20 protein-coding genes, 1 tRNA gene and 1 pseudogene are annotated in these 17718 nt (G+C 64.9%); 6 read left to right on the top strand and 16 right to left on the bottom strand.

Features of this window, described 5'->3' with window-relative positions:
- Window positions 1–386 precede the first annotated feature (386 nt).
- Entirely contained in the window at window positions 387–734 is a 348-nt protein-coding gene (locus NF876_RS26950; protein WP_262271437.1) for a hypothetical protein, read from the top strand.
- A gap of 165 nt (window positions 735–899) precedes the next feature.
- Here the strand turns inward: NF876_RS26950 and NF876_RS26945 are convergent, their stop codons facing one another.
- Window positions 900–1193: a COG3415 family protein gene (locus tag NF876_RS26945; protein ID WP_262271436.1), complete on the bottom strand. Its 294-nt coding sequence runs from the start codon at window positions 1191–1193 to the stop codon at window positions 900–902.
- A 143-nt stretch (window positions 1194–1336) separates the two neighbouring features.
- Here NF876_RS26945 and NF876_RS26940 point away from each other — a divergent pair, with 143 nt between their 5' ends.
- Window positions 1337–2296 (top strand): FkbM family methyltransferase, encoded by a 960-nt coding sequence (locus NF876_RS26940; protein WP_262271435.1) that lies wholly within the window; start codon window positions 1337–1339, stop codon window positions 2294–2296.
- Window positions 2297–2298: 2 nt separating this feature from the next.
- Here NF876_RS26940 and NF876_RS26935 read toward each other — a convergent pair.
- Window positions 2299–2658 (bottom strand): annotated as a pseudogene (locus tag NF876_RS26935) (phage major capsid protein); the annotation flags it as partial.
- A gap of 212 nt (window positions 2659–2870) precedes the next feature.
- Between NF876_RS26935 and NF876_RS26930 the strand changes: the two are divergent.
- Window positions 2871–3872 (top strand): hypothetical protein, encoded by a 1002-nt coding sequence (locus tag NF876_RS26930; protein ID WP_262271434.1) that lies wholly within the window; start codon window positions 2871–2873, stop codon window positions 3870–3872.
- A 480-nt stretch (window positions 3873–4352) separates the two neighbouring features.
- Window positions 4353–4547, top strand: coding sequence for a hypothetical protein (locus tag NF876_RS26925; protein WP_262271433.1), 195 nt, complete (start codon window positions 4353–4355; stop codon window positions 4545–4547).
- A 179-nt stretch (window positions 4548–4726) separates the two neighbouring features.
- Here NF876_RS26925 and NF876_RS26920 read toward each other — a convergent pair whose 3' ends face one another.
- The 8 genes from NF876_RS26920 to NF876_RS26885 form a co-directional block, all read right to left on the bottom strand.
- The gene (locus NF876_RS26920; protein WP_262271432.1) at window positions 4727–5431 is read right to left on the bottom strand and encodes a DUF1236 domain-containing protein; all 705 of its coding nucleotides are present in this window, start codon (window positions 5429–5431) and stop codon (window positions 4727–4729) included.
- A 233-nt stretch (window positions 5432–5664) separates the two neighbouring features.
- Window positions 5665–6213, bottom strand: a complete 549-nt coding sequence (locus tag NF876_RS26915; RefSeq protein WP_262271431.1) for an RNA pyrophosphohydrolase — start codon at window positions 6211–6213, stop codon at window positions 5665–5667.
- Window positions 6214–6431: 218 nt separating this feature from the next.
- Entirely contained in the window at window positions 6432–7748 is a 1317-nt protein-coding gene (locus NF876_RS26910; protein WP_262271430.1) for a S41 family peptidase, read from the bottom strand.
- Complete coding sequence (locus NF876_RS26905) at window positions 7748–9115, bottom strand: murein hydrolase activator EnvC family protein (protein ID WP_262271429.1); 1368 nt, start codon at window positions 9113–9115, stop codon at window positions 7748–7750. Before NF876_RS26905 ends, NF876_RS26910 begins: the two co-directional genes overlap by 1 nt.
- Before the next feature lie 3 nt (window positions 9116–9118).
- Complete coding sequence (gene rlmH, locus NF876_RS26900) at window positions 9119–9613, bottom strand: 23S rRNA (pseudouridine(1915)-N(3))-methyltransferase RlmH (protein ID WP_262271428.1); 495 nt, start codon at window positions 9611–9613, stop codon at window positions 9119–9121.
- Window positions 9614–9628: 15 nt separating this feature from the next.
- Window positions 9629–9958 carry a ribosome silencing factor gene (gene rsfS, locus NF876_RS26895; RefSeq protein WP_262271441.1) on the bottom strand — a complete coding sequence of 110 codons (330 nt, stop codon included), beginning with the start codon at window positions 9956–9958 and terminating at the stop codon, window positions 9629–9631.
- Between the two features lie 150 nt (window positions 9959–10108).
- On the bottom strand, window positions 10109–10765 hold the full coding sequence (locus NF876_RS26890; protein WP_262271427.1) for a nicotinate-nucleotide adenylyltransferase: 657 nt from the start codon (window positions 10763–10765) through the stop codon (window positions 10109–10111).
- Window positions 10762–12003, bottom strand: a complete 1242-nt coding sequence (locus NF876_RS26885; protein ID WP_262271440.1) for a glutamate-5-semialdehyde dehydrogenase — start codon at window positions 12001–12003, stop codon at window positions 10762–10764. The genes NF876_RS26890 and NF876_RS26885 overlap by 4 nt, the downstream gene beginning before the upstream one ends.
- A 196-nt stretch (window positions 12004–12199) precedes the next feature.
- Here NF876_RS26885 and NF876_RS26880 point away from each other — a divergent pair, with 196 nt between their 5' ends.
- A complete protein-coding gene (locus NF876_RS26880; RefSeq protein ID WP_262271426.1) occupies window positions 12200–12970 on the top strand; it encodes a DUF72 domain-containing protein in 771 nt (256 codons plus the stop codon).
- On the opposite strand, the gene proB is transcribed toward NF876_RS26880, so the two are convergent.
- The 5 genes from proB to rplU all read right to left on the bottom strand — a co-directional run bounded on the left by proB (window position 12940) and on the right by rplU (window position 16757).
- Window positions 12940–14055 carry a glutamate 5-kinase gene (proB, locus tag NF876_RS26875; protein WP_262271425.1) on the bottom strand — a complete coding sequence of 372 codons (1116 nt, stop codon included), beginning with the start codon at window positions 14053–14055 and terminating at the stop codon, window positions 12940–12942. The genes NF876_RS26880 and proB overlap by 31 nt on opposite strands.
- Window positions 14052–15086 (bottom strand): GTPase ObgE, encoded by a 1035-nt coding sequence (gene obgE, locus NF876_RS26870; protein WP_262271424.1) that lies wholly within the window; start codon window positions 15084–15086, stop codon window positions 14052–14054. Before obgE ends, proB begins: the two co-directional genes overlap by 4 nt.
- A 149-nt stretch (window positions 15087–15235) precedes the next feature.
- Window positions 15236–15886 (bottom strand): GNAT family N-acetyltransferase, encoded by a 651-nt coding sequence (locus tag NF876_RS26865; RefSeq protein WP_262271423.1) that lies wholly within the window; start codon window positions 15884–15886, stop codon window positions 15236–15238.
- 178 nt (window positions 15887–16064) lie between these two features.
- Window positions 16065–16331 (bottom strand): 50S ribosomal protein L27, encoded by a 267-nt coding sequence (gene rpmA, locus NF876_RS26860; protein WP_152710638.1) that lies wholly within the window; start codon window positions 16329–16331, stop codon window positions 16065–16067.
- Between the two features lie 33 nt (window positions 16332–16364).
- Window positions 16365–16757, bottom strand: coding sequence for a 50S ribosomal protein L21 (rplU, locus tag NF876_RS26855; protein ID WP_262271422.1), 393 nt, complete (start codon window positions 16755–16757; stop codon window positions 16365–16367).
- A 261-nt stretch (window positions 16758–17018) separates the two neighbouring features.
- On the opposite strand from rplU, the gene NF876_RS26850 reads away from it, so the two are divergent.
- A tRNA-Ser gene (locus tag NF876_RS26850) sits at window positions 17019–17108 on the top strand.
- 201 nt (window positions 17109–17309) lie between these two features.
- On the opposite strand, the gene NF876_RS26845 is transcribed toward NF876_RS26850, so the two are convergent.
- The gene (locus NF876_RS26845) at window positions 17310–17495 is read right to left on the bottom strand and encodes a universal stress protein (protein WP_262271421.1); all 186 of its coding nucleotides are present in this window, start codon (window positions 17493–17495) and stop codon (window positions 17310–17312) included.
- Between the last annotated feature and the right edge of the window lie 223 nt (window positions 17496–17718).

Below are 17718 nucleotides of genomic sequence, written 5' to 3'. Positions count from 1 at the left end.
GCGCGCGATTATGGCCTATCTGGAGCACCATAATGCCGACCCTCGCCCCTTTGTCTGGACCGCCCCGGCCTCAGCGATCCTGGAAAAGGTCGCCCGTGCGAAACAAGCGTTAGAGTCACAACACTAGTCAGGGGTGGTGTCGATGACCTCCCGCAACTCGGGCAGCACAGGGATCTCACCCTCAACATGCTTACGCAGGCGGTTCTTGAAGACGCGAAGCTTCAATCGACCATCTCGCACGTGTTGCCGGACGAGCCCGACGACGTCAGAGCGTCGACTGTAGCGTTTGGTGAGGTTCGCGCACGGGGCCGAGCCTGGACAGAGGTGGTAAAAAACACCCGAGTGTGACCGATTGGTATCTAGGAATAACCACCCTGTAAGGGTATGTGGCTGCTATTCAGGGGCTGGGCATCATCATGCAGCACGTAGATCCAAGACATCTTACCACTATCACTTCGCAAGATCCGGAACTTCAGCAGTTTCTCGCAATCTTAGAAAAGGCGAGCCCTTATCTGTTCAGAGGCGCGCGGGCATTTGCCTATGCCGCGGCATGCTATTTTCTTCTGTGGCTGCAGCCGCATTTCGACTTCAGCTTTCTTGCCTCAGCCTTGGCCGTATTCTTCCTGGCAATCGTACGCCGGACGACGCTTCTCGCCGAAACGGCGCTTGGGCTGGTTGTGCTCTCAGTCTTTGTCCCGGTCGGCTTGCTAAGCGCGCTCTCGAACCTCTTCTGAGCAATGATCCAGGACGCGGGCGCCATGACTTCGGCCGCCCGCTCCACTCCATAAGCCTGCTCTGCCGCAGCCACGAGATCTGGCCAGAACTCATCATCAGACGATATGGAAGAAGCCGGGCAGGCTTGCGCGCTGATCCCGCCTTCATAGGGAGGGTCACCCGCTTCAGAGCACGCCGGTACGCTCGGCCTGGTGCTCGCGGTACTCGCGCAGCAGCGCGTCATTGTCCTCGACGACCAGCTCGCGCAGCACCTCGAGAACCGCCGCATTCAGTCGCGAGGGCATGCCGCTGTGCGGCTTCGGAGCACGCCGACCCTCCTCGCATTCTGGGCGGCGCCAGTTCGACACGATCGCCGGACAAACCTCGAAGCGGCGGGCGATCTCGACCTGAGGAAGGTCGCCCGGCTCGCAGGCAACCAGAACACGCTTACGCAGATCAGGAGGATAAGGCTGGTGCATGGCTCGCCTCCCGGGCCATATTCCCGTCAACGCACAGCATACCCGAATGGATTCGAGTCCAGCTCAAACGCGCTTTAGGCTCTGGATTATACATCATAAGCAGCCCATCTGAGCTTTCCGAGAACAGGGTCCGGAGAATGCCGATGTTGCTATCGAGGATGCGTCGGATCTTAGCGCAGGCGTTGTCGCCCGATTCATCCGCAAAGCTCTCCGATGTATCGCAGGAACTTGCGACCCTGGGCTTGACCTTGATGAGGCTGGCATTCAAGGACTCAGCCACCCTAATCCCACCCCGCCAACTCTTGTCCCTCCCGCGCCACAAAGCCGAAAGCCTGTCGCGGGAACGCGTACGGCCACTGTACCTGGGCGACCATCGCGCCGTGAGCACGATCCTCGCCCGGTATAAATTCTTCACCGACACCCGCGACGTGGGCTTTGCAACCCACATCCTCACGGACGGCTTCTGGGAGATGTCGCTTACACGGTTAATGACCAAGACGATCAAGGAAGGAATGTTTGTCTTAGATGTCGGGGCAAACTTCGGGTACTACTCTGTTCTTATGGCCGATCTGATCGGACCGAGCGGGAAACTGATCGCTTTCGAGCCGAATCCTATTGCCGCCGCCAGCGCCGAGGCCTCGTTGAACGTGAACGGCTTTAGCTCTCGGAGTATCGTATTGCGCTCGGCGGTGTCGAATACTTCCGGCACAGCGACTTTCAGCACCCCTTACAACGAGCCAAAGAATGCAAGGTTGGTACCCGCAGGCTACATCTCGCCTGATGCAGAGATCATCCAGGTCCCCACGGTTACAATCGATGAGATTTGTTGCAACGAGCGCAAAGTTGACTTCATTAAGGTCGACGCTGAAGGCGGTGAGTACCAAATCTATCAAGGTATGGAGAAGATCATCCGACGTGACCGCCCCATGATCGTCCTTGAGTTCAATGCTGTCCGTGAAGGTGCTGCTGCACTCATGGACCTGATCCTCGAGACGCATGGCACATTGAAGTACCTAGGTTCCGATGGCGCCCTCCATGATGTCACGTCGGAGCGCATCATGTCGGAGAACGTTGGCGAGGACTGGCTCCTGTTTCTGCATTGAGTTCAGAAAGTCTCAGCTCGCGCCGCCTCCATTGGATCGCCGAGGAGAGCGGCGGGCTGCCCAGCGATAGAGGTCTCACGCCAGAGATAATCGCCGGTGCTATCCTTCAGCTTCGCGAGGAAGGCTGCCGCCATAGAGTTCATCAGCCAGCGGGCGTTCTGACGATACGGCGCGGGCAGCCCATACACGAAATCGATCAGTCCATCGGTGATGGCAGACACGCCCAAGTTCGGGATCTGCACAACCGTGCGAGCACCGCCCGGATGGATTGGCGTGACTGTGTTCGTGTCGGTCAACAGACCCCGCGGCTTGTTCACGCCGTCACCGGGCAGAATGGCGAGGCCCTCTTGGCCGGGGACAGCCGCTGCTTGGCGCGAGCGGCTCGATCAGCACTGTCTTGGCAGGTCTCACGATGCGATCCCGCCGCCGCAGGCAGATGCTTCTGCGCCCGCGCCAAATTCAACATGTCAATGCCGATACGACCAATTAGGATGGTCCGCGCTGCTCTCTTATGGTCTTATCCACGCGACTAGCAATATTGCTAAGCATCAACTCATTTCCATTCCGCTCTGAAATGGCTCCTTGGCGACAGTTCGCAATCACGCTCCTGGGCGCAGCTGCAATCCTCCTGACGGGGTTCGTCGCTCTCGCCTATGTCATTGATCCCTACGACACCGGTCGGTCGTCTCTCTTCACGAAGCCGGGCGTACGCCCTCAAGGGCCCCGAACGGCCAATGCCAGCCGTGGCCGGGACCAGGCCTTCAATGCCGTGATTGTCGGAAATTCTCACATCCAGCTCCTTGCTCCCGATCGCCTGAAGCATCTCACCGGGCTGAACTTCGTTCAATTGGCGACACCGGCGTCAGGGGCGAAGGAGCATCTGAAGCTGATCGACTGGTTTCTGCGACATCGAAAGGAGGCACCCAAGGCCGTCGTCGTGAGCATCGACGATTTCTGGTGCAGGTCCGATCCGGAGTTGCCAAACGACAAACCGTTTCCTTTCTGGCTCTACAGCGCCAATCCTCTGGAATATGTCAGAGGGCTTGTGCGTTTCGACGTGCTGGAAGAGGTGTCGCAGCGTATCGACTATCTCTTCAGAGCCGCATCCGAGCGAGCCCGGCCGGACGGTTACTGGGACTATGAGCCTGAATACATTGGGCTGGGCTATACGACGGATCCGGGCATTCGGCGGCGCTTGGATCAGAAGCCTTATGCCGACGCCGTCCGTTATGACCATGACCCCAAGAACGCCGAGAGGCGGTTCCCCGCAGTTGCGAGGCTCAGGGAACTCGCCGTCACACTGCCCGAGGAAACCGCTCTGCTCCTGGTGATGCCGCCCGTCTACGGCAATGCCCTCCCGCCGCCTGGAACTGAGCAGGCATTCCTGCTGCACGCCTGCAAGGCAGCGGCGCAGGCGGTCCAACGAGACCACACCAGGACAGCTGTGGTTGACTGGCTGGTCGATAGGCCCGAAATCCATGTGTCGGACCTGTTTTTCGATACGTCGCATTATCGGCAGCCCATTGCTAAGGCGATTGAGGCCGATATCGCCGCGGCGCTGCGAAGGCTTCCCTAGGAGGATCGCTTCGCCGCTGCTCCTTCCCGGGAGGCGTGGATGATGGGCCAACCGGGCAGGCTTCGAACCCTGACAAGACCTCGTCCGCCTCGCGCGTTCGGGCGCAAGTGGTCTGAAGCCATGTAGAGCAGCATGGACTCGCGCCGGTGTGGCGGCGGCCCGCCAGCCGGCCCACGGCCCGGTCCTGATCTCCACACTCGGTGCTAGAGCCTCGGACGTGAAAAGTGGACACCACTTTTGGGATTCATCCGAGGCTCCCTCTCTTGACCGGCGCATCGGATGAGGCAGACCTCTGGGTCCGTCCGATGCGCTAGCGCTTTCGGGCTACCCCATCTGCCATCTTGCAGGCGGCATTCTCTTTGGAACAAATGGCGCCGCCGAAGAGAGATGCGGATTGTGATCGGGGCGGCGCGAACCTGCGCCATGGGGAATTTTCGGCATACATCATCAATTGCCTTCAGAGCCAAGGAGGGGCTTGTGATGGAAGCTGAAATCGAATTCGTTGCCCGTGCGCTCTACACCGCCGAAGACGATCATCATGCCTGGGAGCAGGAACGCGACAGCGTCAAGGACGAGTTCCGCCTCTACGCGCAGATCGCCTTGGAATTGCTCGCGGACCACCGCAAGCGACAGATACCTGACGCCGAGATCTGCATCTTTCCCTATGCCGCGTGAGGCATCCTCGCGGAATTCCACGGATTCCGACAGGTCACGATAGGGTTCGCATCCCGCCGCGCGACGGCCGCGAGGTTGCCGTCGCAAGCACGCGGGTCACCCTTCCGGATGCGAACGTCCGCAGCCGATGGGCTGCGGACGCGGCTTGTTCGATCCATGTCCGCGAAGGATGACGCCGATCAGCCTCGGTGCTCGATCACCGTGACGATCCGGCGGGAGCTCGGCTCCACGATCACGATCTGGTCGCGCACGACCACGTACTTGCATTCCGGCAGGCCGGTCAGAATCCGTTCGACGTTGTCGGGGCAATCGTAGAGGGTGGTCACGGATGTCGGAATGGTCGAGCCGACGCTGACGCTGAAGGTGACGTTGTTGAGCGGCTGAACGTGCACGCTGCGGAACGACTCGGTGATCTGAGTGCGCTGCTCGGACGTCACGTTCACGCTCGTGTTGCCGGAGGACGTGGTGCTGCCGGTCGTATTGGCGGTTCCACCCTTCTGACCCGCGGTATTGCCGGTCGTGCTCGTGGTTCCGCTCGTTCCGCCGGAGGCCGTTCCGGACGCAGAGCCGCTCGTTCCGCCGGATGCGCCGGACGAGGCGCTGTCGTTCGAGCCGCCCGGGCCGCCCGAGGGTGCGCTCGTGCCGCTCGACGCGGAGCCCGAAGAGGTTCCGCTCGACGACCCGGACGCGGCCCCGCCGGAGCCCGACGAGCCGCCGGGAGTCATGATCGTCGATCCACCCGAAGATCCGCCCGAAGCGCCGCCTGCAGCGCCGCCTGCAGCGCCACCGGAGCTCCCGCCTGAACCGCCGCTCGTCTGAGCCATCGCTGCCACGCTCAGGCACAGAGCAGCCGCTGTCATCGTTGCCATCAAGGTCGTACGCATCGCAAGATCTCCCAAAATTTCCCATGAATAGAGCGCTCGCATGAGCGCTCTGCGATGCGTATCAACGAGACTTTTTCGGCGGGGTTCCGTCACTCTCGTTCGGGTGAGAAGACGTACAGCTCCCGTTCATCTTCATGAACATTCTGCGCCGCCAAGCTGCCTTGCTGATCAACTGTATAGACGTCGCGGGTCCAAGCTTAACCTGCGCCATCGGCAGGTTAAGCTCAGCCCAATCAGACAGGGTTGGACGTCTGGAGGCTGTGGGAGGAGAGCGGCGAGAACGCGGCAACGACCTTCTCGTAGACGGGCCTCTTGAACGGAATGATCAACTCGGGCAGCCGGTGCATCTCCTCCCAGCGCCATTCGTCGAACTCGGGCCGGTGTCCGCCGCCTCCGGGCTGATGGATGTTGATCTCGCTCTCCTCGCCCTCGAACCGGAACGCGAACCATTTCTGGTTCTGCCCGCGATAGCGCCCGCGCCAGGCCCGGCCCGCCACCATGGACGGGAGGTCGTAGGCATACCAGTCCGGAGCTTCGGCCAGCAGGCTCACGGAGCGGACGCTGGTTTCCTCGTAGAGTTCGCGCAGAGCGGCCTCGTAGGGCTCCTCGCCGGGATCGATGCCTCCCTGCGGCATCTGCCAGGAATAGCCGTCGGAGGCTGCATCGGCCTCGGACCGGCGGCGGCCAATGAAAACCAAGCCGTCTTTGTTGATCAGCATGACGCCGACACAGGAGCGGTAGGGCAGATCCTTTCTGGCCTGTGATCCTTTTGCGCTCCTCATCCGACACTCACTCCCTCGATGACGAAACCCGCTGCGGCCGGTTCTTGAAGACTGCCGACGCTGACGCATGGTTCCGAAGCAGGCAAAGAGAGTGCCGCTTCACCGAGCCTTGCACAAGCCTCCCGGAACGGTTGTAGGCGCCTGAATGAGAAATGGGCCCGGCGGGATGGTTCCGCCAGGCCCAGATGCAGCCATGAATCGTTTGCTGACGTCGCCGATCAGTTGGGCGTCGTCGTGGTGTTGGCAGCGCCCTTGCGAACGCCGTGCAGCAGGTCGTAGGCCGCCAGGAGCTGCTTGTCCTTGGCCGGATCCGGCGGAACGTAGGCGGAGGAACCGCCACGCTCTTCCTTCTCGCCGCCGTTCTGCAGGTGGCCGCGCAGACCGGCCTCGCCCTTGGTCTCGTCCTTGCCCTTCAGCTCGTCGGGCACGTCCTGCAGCACCTCGATGTCCGGATCGATGCCCTTGGCCTGGATCGAGCGGCCGGACGGGGTGTAGTAGCGCGCCGTCGTCAGGCGCACGGCCCCGTTGCCGCCGAGCGGAATGATGGTCTGCACGGAGCCCTTGCCGAACGAGCGGGTTCCGAGAACCGTCGCGCGCTTGTGGTCCTGCAGGGCGCCGGCCACGATCTCCGAGGCCGAAGCCGAGCCTCCGTTGACGAGCACCACCAGGGGCTTGCCCTTGGCCAGATCGCCGACCTTGGCGCTGAAGCGCTGGGTATCCTCGGCATTGCGGCTGCGGGTCGAGACGATCTCGCCGCGGTCGAGGAAGGCGTCGGACACCATGATCGCCTGATCGAGCAGGCCGCCCGGGTTGTTGCGCAGGTCGACGACGAAGCCCGCCACCTTGTCGGCGCCGATATCGGAGGTGAGCTTCTCGATGCCGGAGCGCAGGCCGTCGAAGGTCTGCTCGTTGAACTGGGTGACGCGCAGGACGCCGATGTCGCCCTCCACGCGGGCGCGAACCGGGCGGACCTTGATGGTCTCGCGGGTCAGCTTCACCACCACCGGATCCTTGGCTTCCTTGCGCTGGATCTTGAGGGTGACCGAGGAATTGACCGGGCCGCGCATCTTGTCGACGGCCTGGTTCAGGTTGAGGCCCTGAACGGGTTCGTCGTTGATGTGGGTAATGACGTCGTTGGCCAGGATTCCGGCGCGGGAGGCGGGCGTCTCGTCGATCGGAGTCACGACCTTCACGAGGCCGTCCTCCATGGTGACCTCGATGCCCAGGCCGCCGAACTCGCCGCGGGTCTGCACCTGCATGTCACGGAAGCTCTTGGCGTCCATGTAGCTCGAATGCGGGTCGAGCGAGGTCAGCATGCCGTTAATGGCGGCCTCGACCAGCTTCGACTCTTCGGGCTTCTCCACGTAATCCGTCCGCACCTTCTCGAAGACGTCTCCAAAAAGGCTCAGCTGGCGGTACGTGTCAGCCGAGGCGGCAACCGCGCTCATGCCCGACAGGAGGCTGGTCTGCGACACCATGGTCGCGCCGCCGGCGCCGATGGCCGCACCGAGAATCAAAAGGGATAGTTTGCGCATTATCCGCGAACCTTTTCGCTTTGCGATTTTGCCCACCAGGGACCTGGGTCAATTGAACCGCCGTCTTTCCTGAACTCAACATAGAGGACGGGATTGTTCTTTTCTATGGCGGCACCGATCAAACTCATGAGAGGAGCCTCCCCCATGGTCGCAACGGGTTCGCCTGCGAGCACGAACTGCCCCACATCGACATTGATATGGTCCATCCCTGCCAGAAGAACATAGTATCCCCCACCGGCATTGATGATCAAGAGTCGACCATAGGACCGGAAGGGGCCGGCAAAGGACACCCACCCGTCGGCGGGTGATACCACACTCGCCTTGGGTCGCGTCGTGATCGAAATGCCACGCGTCGTTCCGCCATAGCCGTCGGCGGCCCCGAATTCCAGGGCCGTCTCGCCGCTGACGGGACGGGGCAGCAGGCCCCGCGCCTCGGAGAACGGGATTTTTGGGGCGAGTCGGGCCGGATCCCGGAAGGCCAGCTGGGCGAATTTTTCCCGGGTTTCCCGCTCCTGGGCCTCGGCGGCCTTGCGAGCCTCCTCGGCGGCGCGCCTGGCCCCGGCGATCTCCGCCTCCATCCGGTCGACCAGTTCCTTCAGGGTGCCGGCCCGGCGGGCAAGCTCCTCGGCCTTCTGCCGCTCGGCGCCCGCATTGCGCTCGACCTCGGCGATGCGGCTCTGCCGGGCGTCCATGAGGGCGGCGAGGCGCTCCTGCTCCCGGTTGAGGGCGGTCAACTCCCCGTTGAGCGTCGCGCGGTCGGCCGTGATGGCATCCTTGAGGCGCACGAGCTCGGCGAGGTCGCCGGCCAAAATCTCGGCCTCCTGGCGCAGTTCCGGCAAAACCGCCCCCAGCATGATCGAGGCGCGGACCGCCTCGAGCATGTCCTCAGGCCGCACCAGCACGGCGGGCGGCGGCCGGCGGCCCATGCGCTGGAGGGCTGCGAAAACCTCGATGATGACGCCGCGCCGGCTCTGAAGGGAGCGGCGAATGGCCGCCTCGCTGGATCCGAGCGTCTGAAGCCTCTGCTCCAGTCCGCGGATCCGGTCCTCGGTGCCGCGGACCCGGTCTGCGGTCTCGATCAGGGCGGCATTGAGCTTCGCCCGGTCCGCCTTGATGTCGTCGATCTCGGCTTCGAGACGCTTGCGCGACTCCGCATTGGCCGCGATCGCGTCTTCCAGAACCTTCAGGTCCCTATCCCGCTGGGCCTTCTCCTCGGCCGGTCCGCCGGGAGCGGGCTGAGGCGCCGGCGCAGGCGCCGGCTGCTGGGCCCCGGCGGGGCTCAGGCTGGCGGCAACCATCCATGCGGCAAGGCCGAGCGCCATGGGGGCATAGGCCTTGCGGGAAAAGAAGGAGTCGAAGCGTTTCATCCGTCAGGAATCGTCGTGGCCGGCGCGATGATAAGGGTGTCCGGCCAGGATTGTCAGGGCTCTATAGAGCTGCTCGGCCACGAGCGCCCGCACGATCTGGTGCGGCATAGTGAGCGCCCCGAAGGACACGACCAGGTCGGCCCGCCGTCTCAGCCGGGGATCGAGCCCGTCGGGGCCGCCGATCACGCAGGCGACGCCGGAGCGGCCCTCGTCGCGCCATTGCCTGATGCGCTCGGCGAAGGCTTCGCTCGAAGGGCTCTTGCCGCGCTCGTCGAAGACGATCAGCACGGACGAGCCTGCCTTGTCGAGAAGGGTCTCGGCCTCTTCCGCGCGCCGGTCGTCCTCGCGGCGTGCCCGGCTCTCGGGCAATTCCACGATGTCGAACCCGCCCAGGCCCAGGGCACGACCCATGCCCTCGACCCGCTGCTTGTAACGTTCGACGAGCTCACGTTCGGGGCCGCTCTTGAGTCGGCCCACGGCCAGCAAGCTCAGTCGCACGAATCTTGCCTTGTGTTAGCTGACGCGGTCCTGCGGACGGTCGGCGCCCCACATCTTCTCGAGGTTGTAGAAGCCACGCACCTCGGGACGGAAAACGTGGATGAGCACGTCGCCGGCATCGATCAGCACCCAGTCGCAGGCGGGCAGCCCCTCCACGCGCGCATTCCCGAACCCCTTGTCCTTCAGGTCCTTGATCACGCGGTCGGCGATGGCGCCCACATGGCGATCGGAACGGCCCGATGTCACGATCATGGTGTCGGCAAGGGAGGTCTTTCCGGCCAGGTCGATCTCGACCGTGTTTTCGGCCTTCATGTCCTCGAGGGAGGCCAGGGCGACGGCCCGGATGTCCTCATCGTGCGGAGCGTCCGCTCCGGAGAGAGGCGGAAGCGGGTTCTTGTCCGCTTCGACGGAAGATAGTCGGTTCAGGTTCAGACCCTTTCTCAACGGCACTCGGAGGGTGCCGACCCTTAAGATAATGCGGGAAGGCCCCAATTTTCAACGCCTTCCGACAGGAGAAGTTCGTCTCATCTGGCGCAGCTTCGTGGATGACAGGTGGGATCGGGGCCCGTGCAGGAACACCCAGGCCGGCGGCTCGAGCCCTGGCAGGGCAAGGGCTTCGTTCTCGCCGATCCGGCTGGAGGACAGGGCGGTGGCGCTGCGGGAGCGGGCCGCCTTCAGGGTCCAGCCGGGCCGGTCGATCACGGCCATGGGCATCATCCCGGCGATGCGCCGCCAGCCCCGCCACCGGTGGAAGCTCGCCAGATTGTCGGCGCCCATGATCCAGACGAACCGAACCCCCGGATACCGGCGCTTGAGATAGGCCAGGGTGTCGACCGTATAGCGGGCTCCGATTTCCTCCTCGAAGGCGGTCACGTCGATGCGCGGGTCGTCGGAGACCCGCCTGGCCTCCTCGACGCGCATTTCGGTCGTGGCCAGCTCGCCCGTATCCTTCAGGGGATTGCCCGGGGTGACGATCCACCAGACCCGGTCGAGACCCAGCCGCTTCAGGGCCATGAGGCTCACGTGGCGATGCCCGGCATGGGCCGGGTTGAACGATCCGCCGTAGAGACCGATCCGCATGCCGGCGGCGGCCCGCGGCAGACGGGTCAGGCCAGAGGGCCTGAGGCGGAAGCGGGATGAGGCAGGCTTCACGGGCGCGTCTGGCCCGCGCCGCGGATGCGGTATTTGAACGAGGTCAGCTGCTCGACGCCGACAGGCCCCCGGGCATGCATGCGCCCCGTGGCGATGCCGATCTCGGCGCCGAACCCGAATTCGCCGCCGTCCGCGAACTGGGTCGAGGCATTGTGGAGCACGATGGCGGAATCGACCTCGGCCAGGAAGCGCTCGGCCGCCGCCTCATCGTCGGTCACGATGGAATCCGTATGGTGGGAGCCGTAAGCCTCGATATGGGCGGTTGCCGCCTCCAGGCCGTCCACAACCCGGGCCGCGATGATCGCGTCGAGATATTCGGTGCGCCAGTCGTCCTCCGTGGCCGGCGCCACGCGCGGGTCGACCGCCTGCACGGCCTCGTCGCCGCGCACGGCGCAGCCCGCATCGAGCAGCATGGAGATCAGGGGCCCCAGATGGGTCTCGGCGCAAGCCCGATCCACCAGCAGCGTCTCGGCCGCGCCGCACACGCCCGTGCGACGCATCTTGGCGTTCAGCACGACGGCCTTGGCCATCTCGAGATCGGCCCCGGCATGCACATAGACGTGGTTGAGGCCCTCCAGATGCGCGAAGACCGGCACCCGCGCCTCCTCCTGGACCCTGGCCACGAGGCTTTTTCCCCCCCGGGGCACGATCACGTCGAGATGGCCGCCGAGCCCCGACAGCATGGCGCCGACCGCCGCCCGGTCGCGGGTCGGCACGAGACGGATCGCGTCCCGCGGCAGGCCGGCCCGTTCCAGCCCCTCGCCCATCGCCTCGGCGATGGCGAGCGACGTGCGGAAGCTCTCGGAGCCGGCGCGCAGGATCGCGGCATTGCCGGCCTTGAGGCAAAGGGCGCCCGCGTCCGCCGTCACGTTGGGACGGCTCTCGAAGATCACGCCGATCACGCCGAGCGGGGTCGCCACCCGCTCGATGACTAGCCCGTTCGGCCGCTCGAATCGCGCAAGCACGCGCCCGATCGGATCCGGGAGCGCCGCGATGCTCTCGACGGCCCCCGCGATGGCTTCGAGACGGTTCGGGTCGAGAACGAGCCGGTCGATGAAGGCGCCGCTCTGGCCCTTGGCCGTCGCGTCGGCGAGATCCTCGGCATTGGCGGCCAGGATGGCATCCGCCCGGGCGCGGATGCAGGCCGCCATCGCCCGAAGCGCCGCGTTCTTGTCGTCGGCCTTTGCCAGCGCGACCTGCCTGGCCGCGGCGCGCGCGCGCCGGCCGAGTTCGGCCATGAGGGCCGGAACGTCCGGATCTCCAACCAATGGCGCACCTGGCGCGTTGAGGTGGTCGGCAAGCACTTCTGCAATCAAGGCGCGAATCTCATCCATGTCCAAGTCCCGGCCCCTGACGGTCGCAGGGGAAATACGCCACTCAGCACCCATAGCACGTCCGGCGGCTTCACAGCCAAGCCGCCCGGTCTCATCGGCCATGACGAAGACGGAGATCCGGATCGGGACATCGGGCTGGCACTACAGGTCCTGGCACGGACCTTTCTACCCGGCGCGCCTGAAGATCAAGGATTTCCTCTCCTATTACGTCCAGCGCTTCGATAGCGCCGAGATCAACAACTCCTTCTACCGTCTCCCGACCGAGCAGGCCGTCAGGGCCTGGCACGACGCCACGCCGGAAGGCTTCCTGTTCGCCTGGAAGGCGTCGCGCTTCATCACGCACATGAAGCGGCTGAAGGGGATCGAGGAGAGCATCGATCTCGTCTTCGGCCGCATGAACGGCCTGGGCGACACGTTCGGCCCGGTCCTGTTCCAGCTGCCGCCCACGTTCAGGGCCGACGACGAGACGCGGGAGCGGGTGGCGCGCTGCCTGTCGCTGGTCCCCGGGGGCCGCCGCTGCGCCTTCGAGTTCCGCCACCCGAGCTGGTACGAGGAATCCGTGTTCCGCATCCTGCGGGACCATAACGCGGCGCTCTGCATCTCCGACCACGCGGATGCGCCGGCGCCCTGGGTGGCGACGGCGGATTTCGTCTATGTGCGGGCGCATGGAACCAACGGACGCTATGCGGGCAGCTATTCGACCGAGACCCTGCAGGATTGGTCGCGACGGGCCGGCGAATGGCAGCGCGGCGGCCGCAGCGTCTATGTCTATTTCGACAACGACATCAAGAGTGCCGCTCCCGGGGACGCCCAGGCTCTGCTGCAGCTTCTGTCGTCCGATCAGTCGCTCAGCGCCATGTCGTCCCGGTGAATCATCTCGGCCCTGCCGGGATAGCCAAGGATTCCTTCGATCTCGCGGCTGGGGCGGCCGATGATGCGCGCCGCATCCTCGACATCGTAGGCCACGAGGCCCCGGCCGAGCACCCGGGTCTCGCTGCGGATCGTCACCGCATCGCCGCGATGGAAGCTGCCCTCGATCCGACGCACCCCCACCGGCAGCAGGCTCGCGCCGGCCTGGAGCGCGCGGGCGGCGCCCTCGTCCACGTAGAGCGTCCCGCGGGGTTCCAGCGCGCCGGCGATCCAGGTCTTGCGCGCCGTCGCCGGATTGGACGGTGTCAGGAACCAGCTGCAGCGCCCGCCCTCGGCGATGCGCTTCAGCGGGTTCTTCGTGCGGCCGTCCGCGATGATCATATGGGTGCCGCCGGCTGTCGCGATCTTGCCCGCCTCGACCTTCGTGCGCATGCCCCCGCGCGACAGCTCGGAGGCTGCCCCGCCGGCCATGGCCTCGATGGAAGGCGTGATCCGCTCGACCACCGGAATGTGCTCGGCATCGGGATTGGATGCGGGCGGCGCCGTATAGAGTCCGTCGATATCGGAGAACAGCACCAGGAGATCGGCCCCGATCATGGTGGCGACGCGCGCCGCCAGGCGATCGTTGTCGCCGTAGCGGATCTCCGAGGTCGCAACCGTGTCGTTCTCGTTGATCACCGGCACGGCCCGCATCTCGAGGAGCTTCAGGGTCGTGGCCCGGGCATTGAGGTAACGCCGCCGCTGCTCGGTGTCGGCGAGCGTCACGAGGATCTGGCCGGCCGTGATGCCGTGATGCGCCAGCACCTCCGACCAGGTGCGGGCGAGCGCGATCTGCCCGACGGCCGCGGCAGCCTGGCTCTCCTCCAGGCGCAGGGGGCCGGAGGGCAGCCCCAGAACGGTGCGCCCCATGGCGATGGCCCCGGAGGAGACCACGAGAACGTCGGCGCCTCTCGCGTGAAGATCCGCGATGTCCTCGGCGAGCGCCGCAAGCCAGGCGTGGTTCAGCCGTCCGCGGGCCCGGTCGACCAGCAGGGCGGATCCGACCTTCAGGACGACGCGGCGGAATTGGCCGAGCTCCGGGGTCACGGATGCCACTCCGCCTGCGGGGCGGCGGGCTCCTCTTCGGCCCTGGCCTGATCGATCACGGTGAGCAGCGCCTGGAGCACCTCCTGCACACCCTGCCCGGACGCCGAGGAGACGACGTAAGGGGTTTGTTTCGAGGCCTTCTTGAGCTTCTTCAGCTGCTCCTTGAGCGTCTCCTCGTCCAGGGCGTCGGCCTTGGACAGGGCAACGATCTCGGGCTTCTCCGACAGGCCGTGGCCATAGGCCTCGATCTCGTGGCGGACGGTCCTGTAGGCCTCCCCGGCATCCTCGCTCGTCCCCTCGACCAGGTGCAGCAGAACCCGGCAGCGCTCCACATGGCTCAGGAAGCGGTCGCCCAGGCCGACGCCCTCGGAGGCTCCCTCGATCAGGCCGGGAATATCCGCCAGCACGAACTCGCGCCCGTAGGCGCGCACGACGCCGAGCCCCGGGTGGAGGGTGGTGAAGGGGTAATCGGCGATCTTGGGCTTGGCCGCCGTCACGGTGGCGAGAAAGGTGGACTTGCCCGCATTGGGAAGTCCGACCAGCCCGGCATCGGCGATCAGCTTGAGACGCAGGATGAGCGTGCGCTCCTGGCCTTCCTGGCCGGGATTGGCCCGGCGGGGAGCGCGGTTCGTCGAGGTGGTGAAATAGGCGTTGCCGAAGCCGCCGTTGCCGCCCTTCGCCAGCAGGACCCTCTGGCCCACATGGGTCATGTCGGCGATGACGGTCTCGCCGTCCTCCTCCAGGATCTCGGTGCCGGCCGGCACCTTGAGAATCGCGTCGGCCCCCTTGGCCCCGTGCCGGTTCTTGCCCATGCCGTGGCCGCCGGTCTTGGCCTTGAAGTGCTGCTGGTAGCGGTAGTCGATGAGGGTGTTCAGACCCTCGACGCATTCCGCCCAGACGTCGCCGCCGCGGCCGCCGTCGCCGCCGTCCGGCCCGCCGAACTCGATGAATTTTTCACGGCGGAACGACACGGCGCCGCCGCCGCCGTTGCCGGAACGGATATAGATCTTGGCTTGGTCGAGAAATTTCATAACCCGCATCCTTTACGGGACTGGAGCATTTTTCGCAAAGAGCCGATCAGGCCCTCCGGTTCAGACAAGGCTCCCGTCCGCGATGGTCTGCGGGAGCAACGCGGATAAAAGCGAAGCGCTCCCGTGATCACGGGAGCGCTCCCTTGGTTTCAGCTCGCGAGGGACAGCCCCCGGTCCACCTCGATCTCGACGGACAGAGGCTCCCGCACGAGGCCGGTATGGCTCCAGCTTTTCAGGCTCTCCCAGGCCCGCCGGTCGAGGCGGAAATGGTCGGCCGGGTAGAGCCCTCCCCGGGCGGGCAGCTCGACCAGGCCGGCGCCCTGATAGGCGAAGCCGCACTTCTCCAGGACCCGCCGGGAGGCCGGGTTGATGACCCGGGTCGACGCGGTGAGCTCATCCCCCTCGCCATAGGCGAAGAAGGCGTCGATCAGCGCTCTCGCCGCCTCGGTGGCGTAGCCCTTTCCCCAGTAGGGGGTGCCGAGCCAGTAGCCGAGGCTGGGCTTGCCCGTCTCCGGGTCCGGTCCGATGCCCACCATGCCGATCAGGCTGTTGGGCTTGCCCTTGGGCGTGATGGCGAGCTGCAGGCCATGGCCGTCCGCATTGGACCGCCGGGACATGAAGATAAATCGCTCGGCGTCGTCCGGGTGATACGGATGCGGAATGCGCGCCGTCATCTCCGCGACCGATTTCTCACCGGCAAGGCGTACGATGGCTTGGGCATCCGCGAGACGGGCCCAGCGGAGCCAGAGGCCGCGGGTCTCGAGGCGGAAAACATCGTCACGGGTGAGGTCGGGAAACATCGTCTTGCTCCGATCCGGTGGGCCCTCCCTGGGCCCGAGAAATGACGAAGGGGAGGTGGACATCCCACCTCCCCTGTCAGTTTCGGATTGGAGCTTGGCCTTTTGGGCCTGTCTGGAGCTCTTCACCCGCCGGGTCGGTGTGATGCCGGCGGGAGCTCCTTCGTTTCGCTCTCGCCGTTTACTCTGCGGCCTCTTGGGCCGGTACGACCGATACAAAGGCTCGGCCTTGACGCGTCAGGAATCGGACTCGGCCATCGGCCGTGGCAAAGAGGGTATGGTCTTTGCCCATGCCGACATTGGCGCCGGCATGCCATTTGGTGCCGCGCTGACGAATAATGATGTTGCCGGCGACGACCTGCTGATCGCCGAACCTCTTGACGCCCAGACGACGGCCTGCCGAGTCGCGACCGTTGCGAGACGAACCGCCTGCTTTTTTGTGAGCCATGGGTTACTCCCGTGTTCCTGTGTTGCCTTGCGCTTATTCAGCGGTGGCCGGCGCAGCCTCGTCAGCCGCAGCCTTGGTGGTCTTCTTCGCCGCAGCCTTCTTGGGCGTTTCGCCACCGGCGAGGATCTCGGTGATCCGCACCACGGTGTAGTCCTGGCGATGCCCGCGCTTGCGGCGCGAATTCTGACGGCGGCGCTTCTTGAAGGAGATGACCTTCTCGCCGCGGGTGTGTTCCACCACCTCGCCCGCCACGGTCACGCCCTCGACGAGGGGAGCGCCCACCTGGGTCGAACCGTCGTTCGTGACCATGAGAACCTGGTCGAAGGTGACGGCGGTGCCAGGCTCGCCTGCGAGCGTGGCGACGGTGATGACGTCGTTGGCGGCAACGCGATACTGCTTGCCGCCGGTCTTGATCACTGCGAACATCTGATCCTCGTGTTCAAACCCAATTCTCAGCGGGGGAAGCCCCACCGGATTGGCTTTTTGGCAGTTTCCGGCTTCGGTTCACGGCGGGCTTGAGCCGCCGCATGGATACGAGCAGGCACGCGGGCCCGCTCATAGATGACGCCTACCTACGGGCTGCCCTCTCCTTTGTCAATCAAAAACCTGTTTTTTGGTGCTTGAAGACCCGCCAAGCCCATGATATCCACCCGGCCTCAACCAGCGGGCCTGAGGCCTTCGCACCCCGGAGAGGTGGCAGAGTGGTTGAATGCACCGCACTCGAAATGCGGCATACGGGCAACCGTATCGGGAGTTCGAATCTCCCCCTCTCCGCCAACTCTTCCTTAAAATACCTTATTTTACAAGGGATTAAGGGTTCAAGCGAACCTGTGCCCCTCATCGCACCCCACATTATGCCGTGGCTTGTAAAAAGCTAATCTGGCTCTTGTTGGACATATGGCCAAGTTGGAATCAGCCCTCTTCCTCTCAGGCTAGGCTGAATCGACATTCAGCGCATCCATTGTAGTGCCGCGGCGATCAGAATGAAGCTGAGGAAGTTTGCGGCCCTTCGGTCATAACGGGTGGCAATACGGCGGCAATCTGGTCGTCGTCGACCACGTGCACGAGGGTGAGCTCGGCGCCGCAATCCCGCGCGAGCAGGCCGGCGCGCCGCACGGCCCGTTGCGAGCGGGTCGAGAAGTCCGTTGCCGCCAGAATGTGCATGGGCTCGTCTCCTGTCGTCTCGAGGGCTCGGAGTTGTCGCGCATGGCCGTCGCAGGGTAGCAGCGGCAGGAGCCGCCGCTACCCGATCTGGTGAGTTCAACGGTCATGGCGAGACACACGCCGCCCAGGCGGAAGGCTGAACGTCGGGATCGGCCGGCGCGGGTCATCCTCTGCCGGCTCCCCGGTCTCCAGGAACGCCCGATGTCCCTGGCGAGAGCCGATT

The organism is Microvirga yunnanensis, from assembly GCF_025460875.1.
Note: the sequence above shows the minus strand (reverse complement) of the source record. Positions and strands in the feature narration are given on the sequence as shown.

Bases quoted from the DNA above. Each gene is read 5' to 3' on its own strand.
- NF876_RS26930 (WP_262271434.1), top strand. From the start codon at position 2,871: ATGGCTCCTTGGCGACAGTTCGCAATCACGCTCCTGGGCGCAGCTGCA.
- NF876_RS26945 (WP_262271436.1), bottom strand. From the start codon at position 1,193: ATGCACCAGCCTTATCCTCCTGATCTGCGTAAGCGTGTTCTGGTTGCC.
- rplU (WP_262271422.1), bottom strand. From the start codon at position 16,757: ATGTTCGCAGTGATCAAGACCGGCGGCAAGCAGTATCGCGTTGCCGCC.
- rpmA (WP_152710638.1), bottom strand. From the start codon at position 16,331: ATGGCTCACAAAAAAGCAGGCGGTTCGTCTCGCAACGGTCGCGACTCG.
- NF876_RS26940 (WP_262271435.1), top strand. From the start codon at position 1,337: ATGTTGCTATCGAGGATGCGTCGGATCTTAGCGCAGGCGTTGTCGCCC.
- NF876_RS26845 (WP_262271421.1), bottom strand. From the start codon at position 17,495: ATGCACATTCTGGCGGCAACGGACTTCTCGACCCGCTCGCAACGGGCC.
- NF876_RS26880 (WP_262271426.1), top strand. From the start codon at position 12,200: ATGACGAAGACGGAGATCCGGATCGGGACATCGGGCTGGCACTACAGG.
- obgE (WP_262271424.1), bottom strand. From the start codon at position 15,086: ATGAAATTTCTCGACCAAGCCAAGATCTATATCCGTTCCGGCAACGGC.
- NF876_RS26865 (WP_262271423.1), bottom strand. From the start codon at position 15,886: ATGTTTCCCGACCTCACCCGTGACGATGTTTTCCGCCTCGAGACCCGC.
- NF876_RS26905 (WP_262271429.1), bottom strand. From the start codon at position 9,115: ATGAAACGCTTCGACTCCTTCTTTTCCCGCAAGGCCTATGCCCCCATG.
- NF876_RS26885 (WP_262271440.1), bottom strand. From the start codon at position 12,003: ATGGCCGAACTCGGCCGGCGCGCGCGCGCCGCGGCCAGGCAGGTCGCG.
- NF876_RS26925 (WP_262271433.1), top strand. From the start codon at position 4,353: ATGGAAGCTGAAATCGAATTCGTTGCCCGTGCGCTCTACACCGCCGAA.
- NF876_RS26920 (WP_262271432.1), bottom strand. From the start codon at position 5,431: ATGCGTACGACCTTGATGGCAACGATGACAGCGGCTGCTCTGTGCCTG.
- NF876_RS26915 (WP_262271431.1), bottom strand. From the start codon at position 6,213: ATGAGGAGCGCAAAAGGATCACAGGCCAGAAAGGATCTGCCCTACCGC.
- NF876_RS26910 (WP_262271430.1), bottom strand. From the start codon at position 7,748: ATGCGCAAACTATCCCTTTTGATTCTCGGTGCGGCCATCGGCGCCGGC.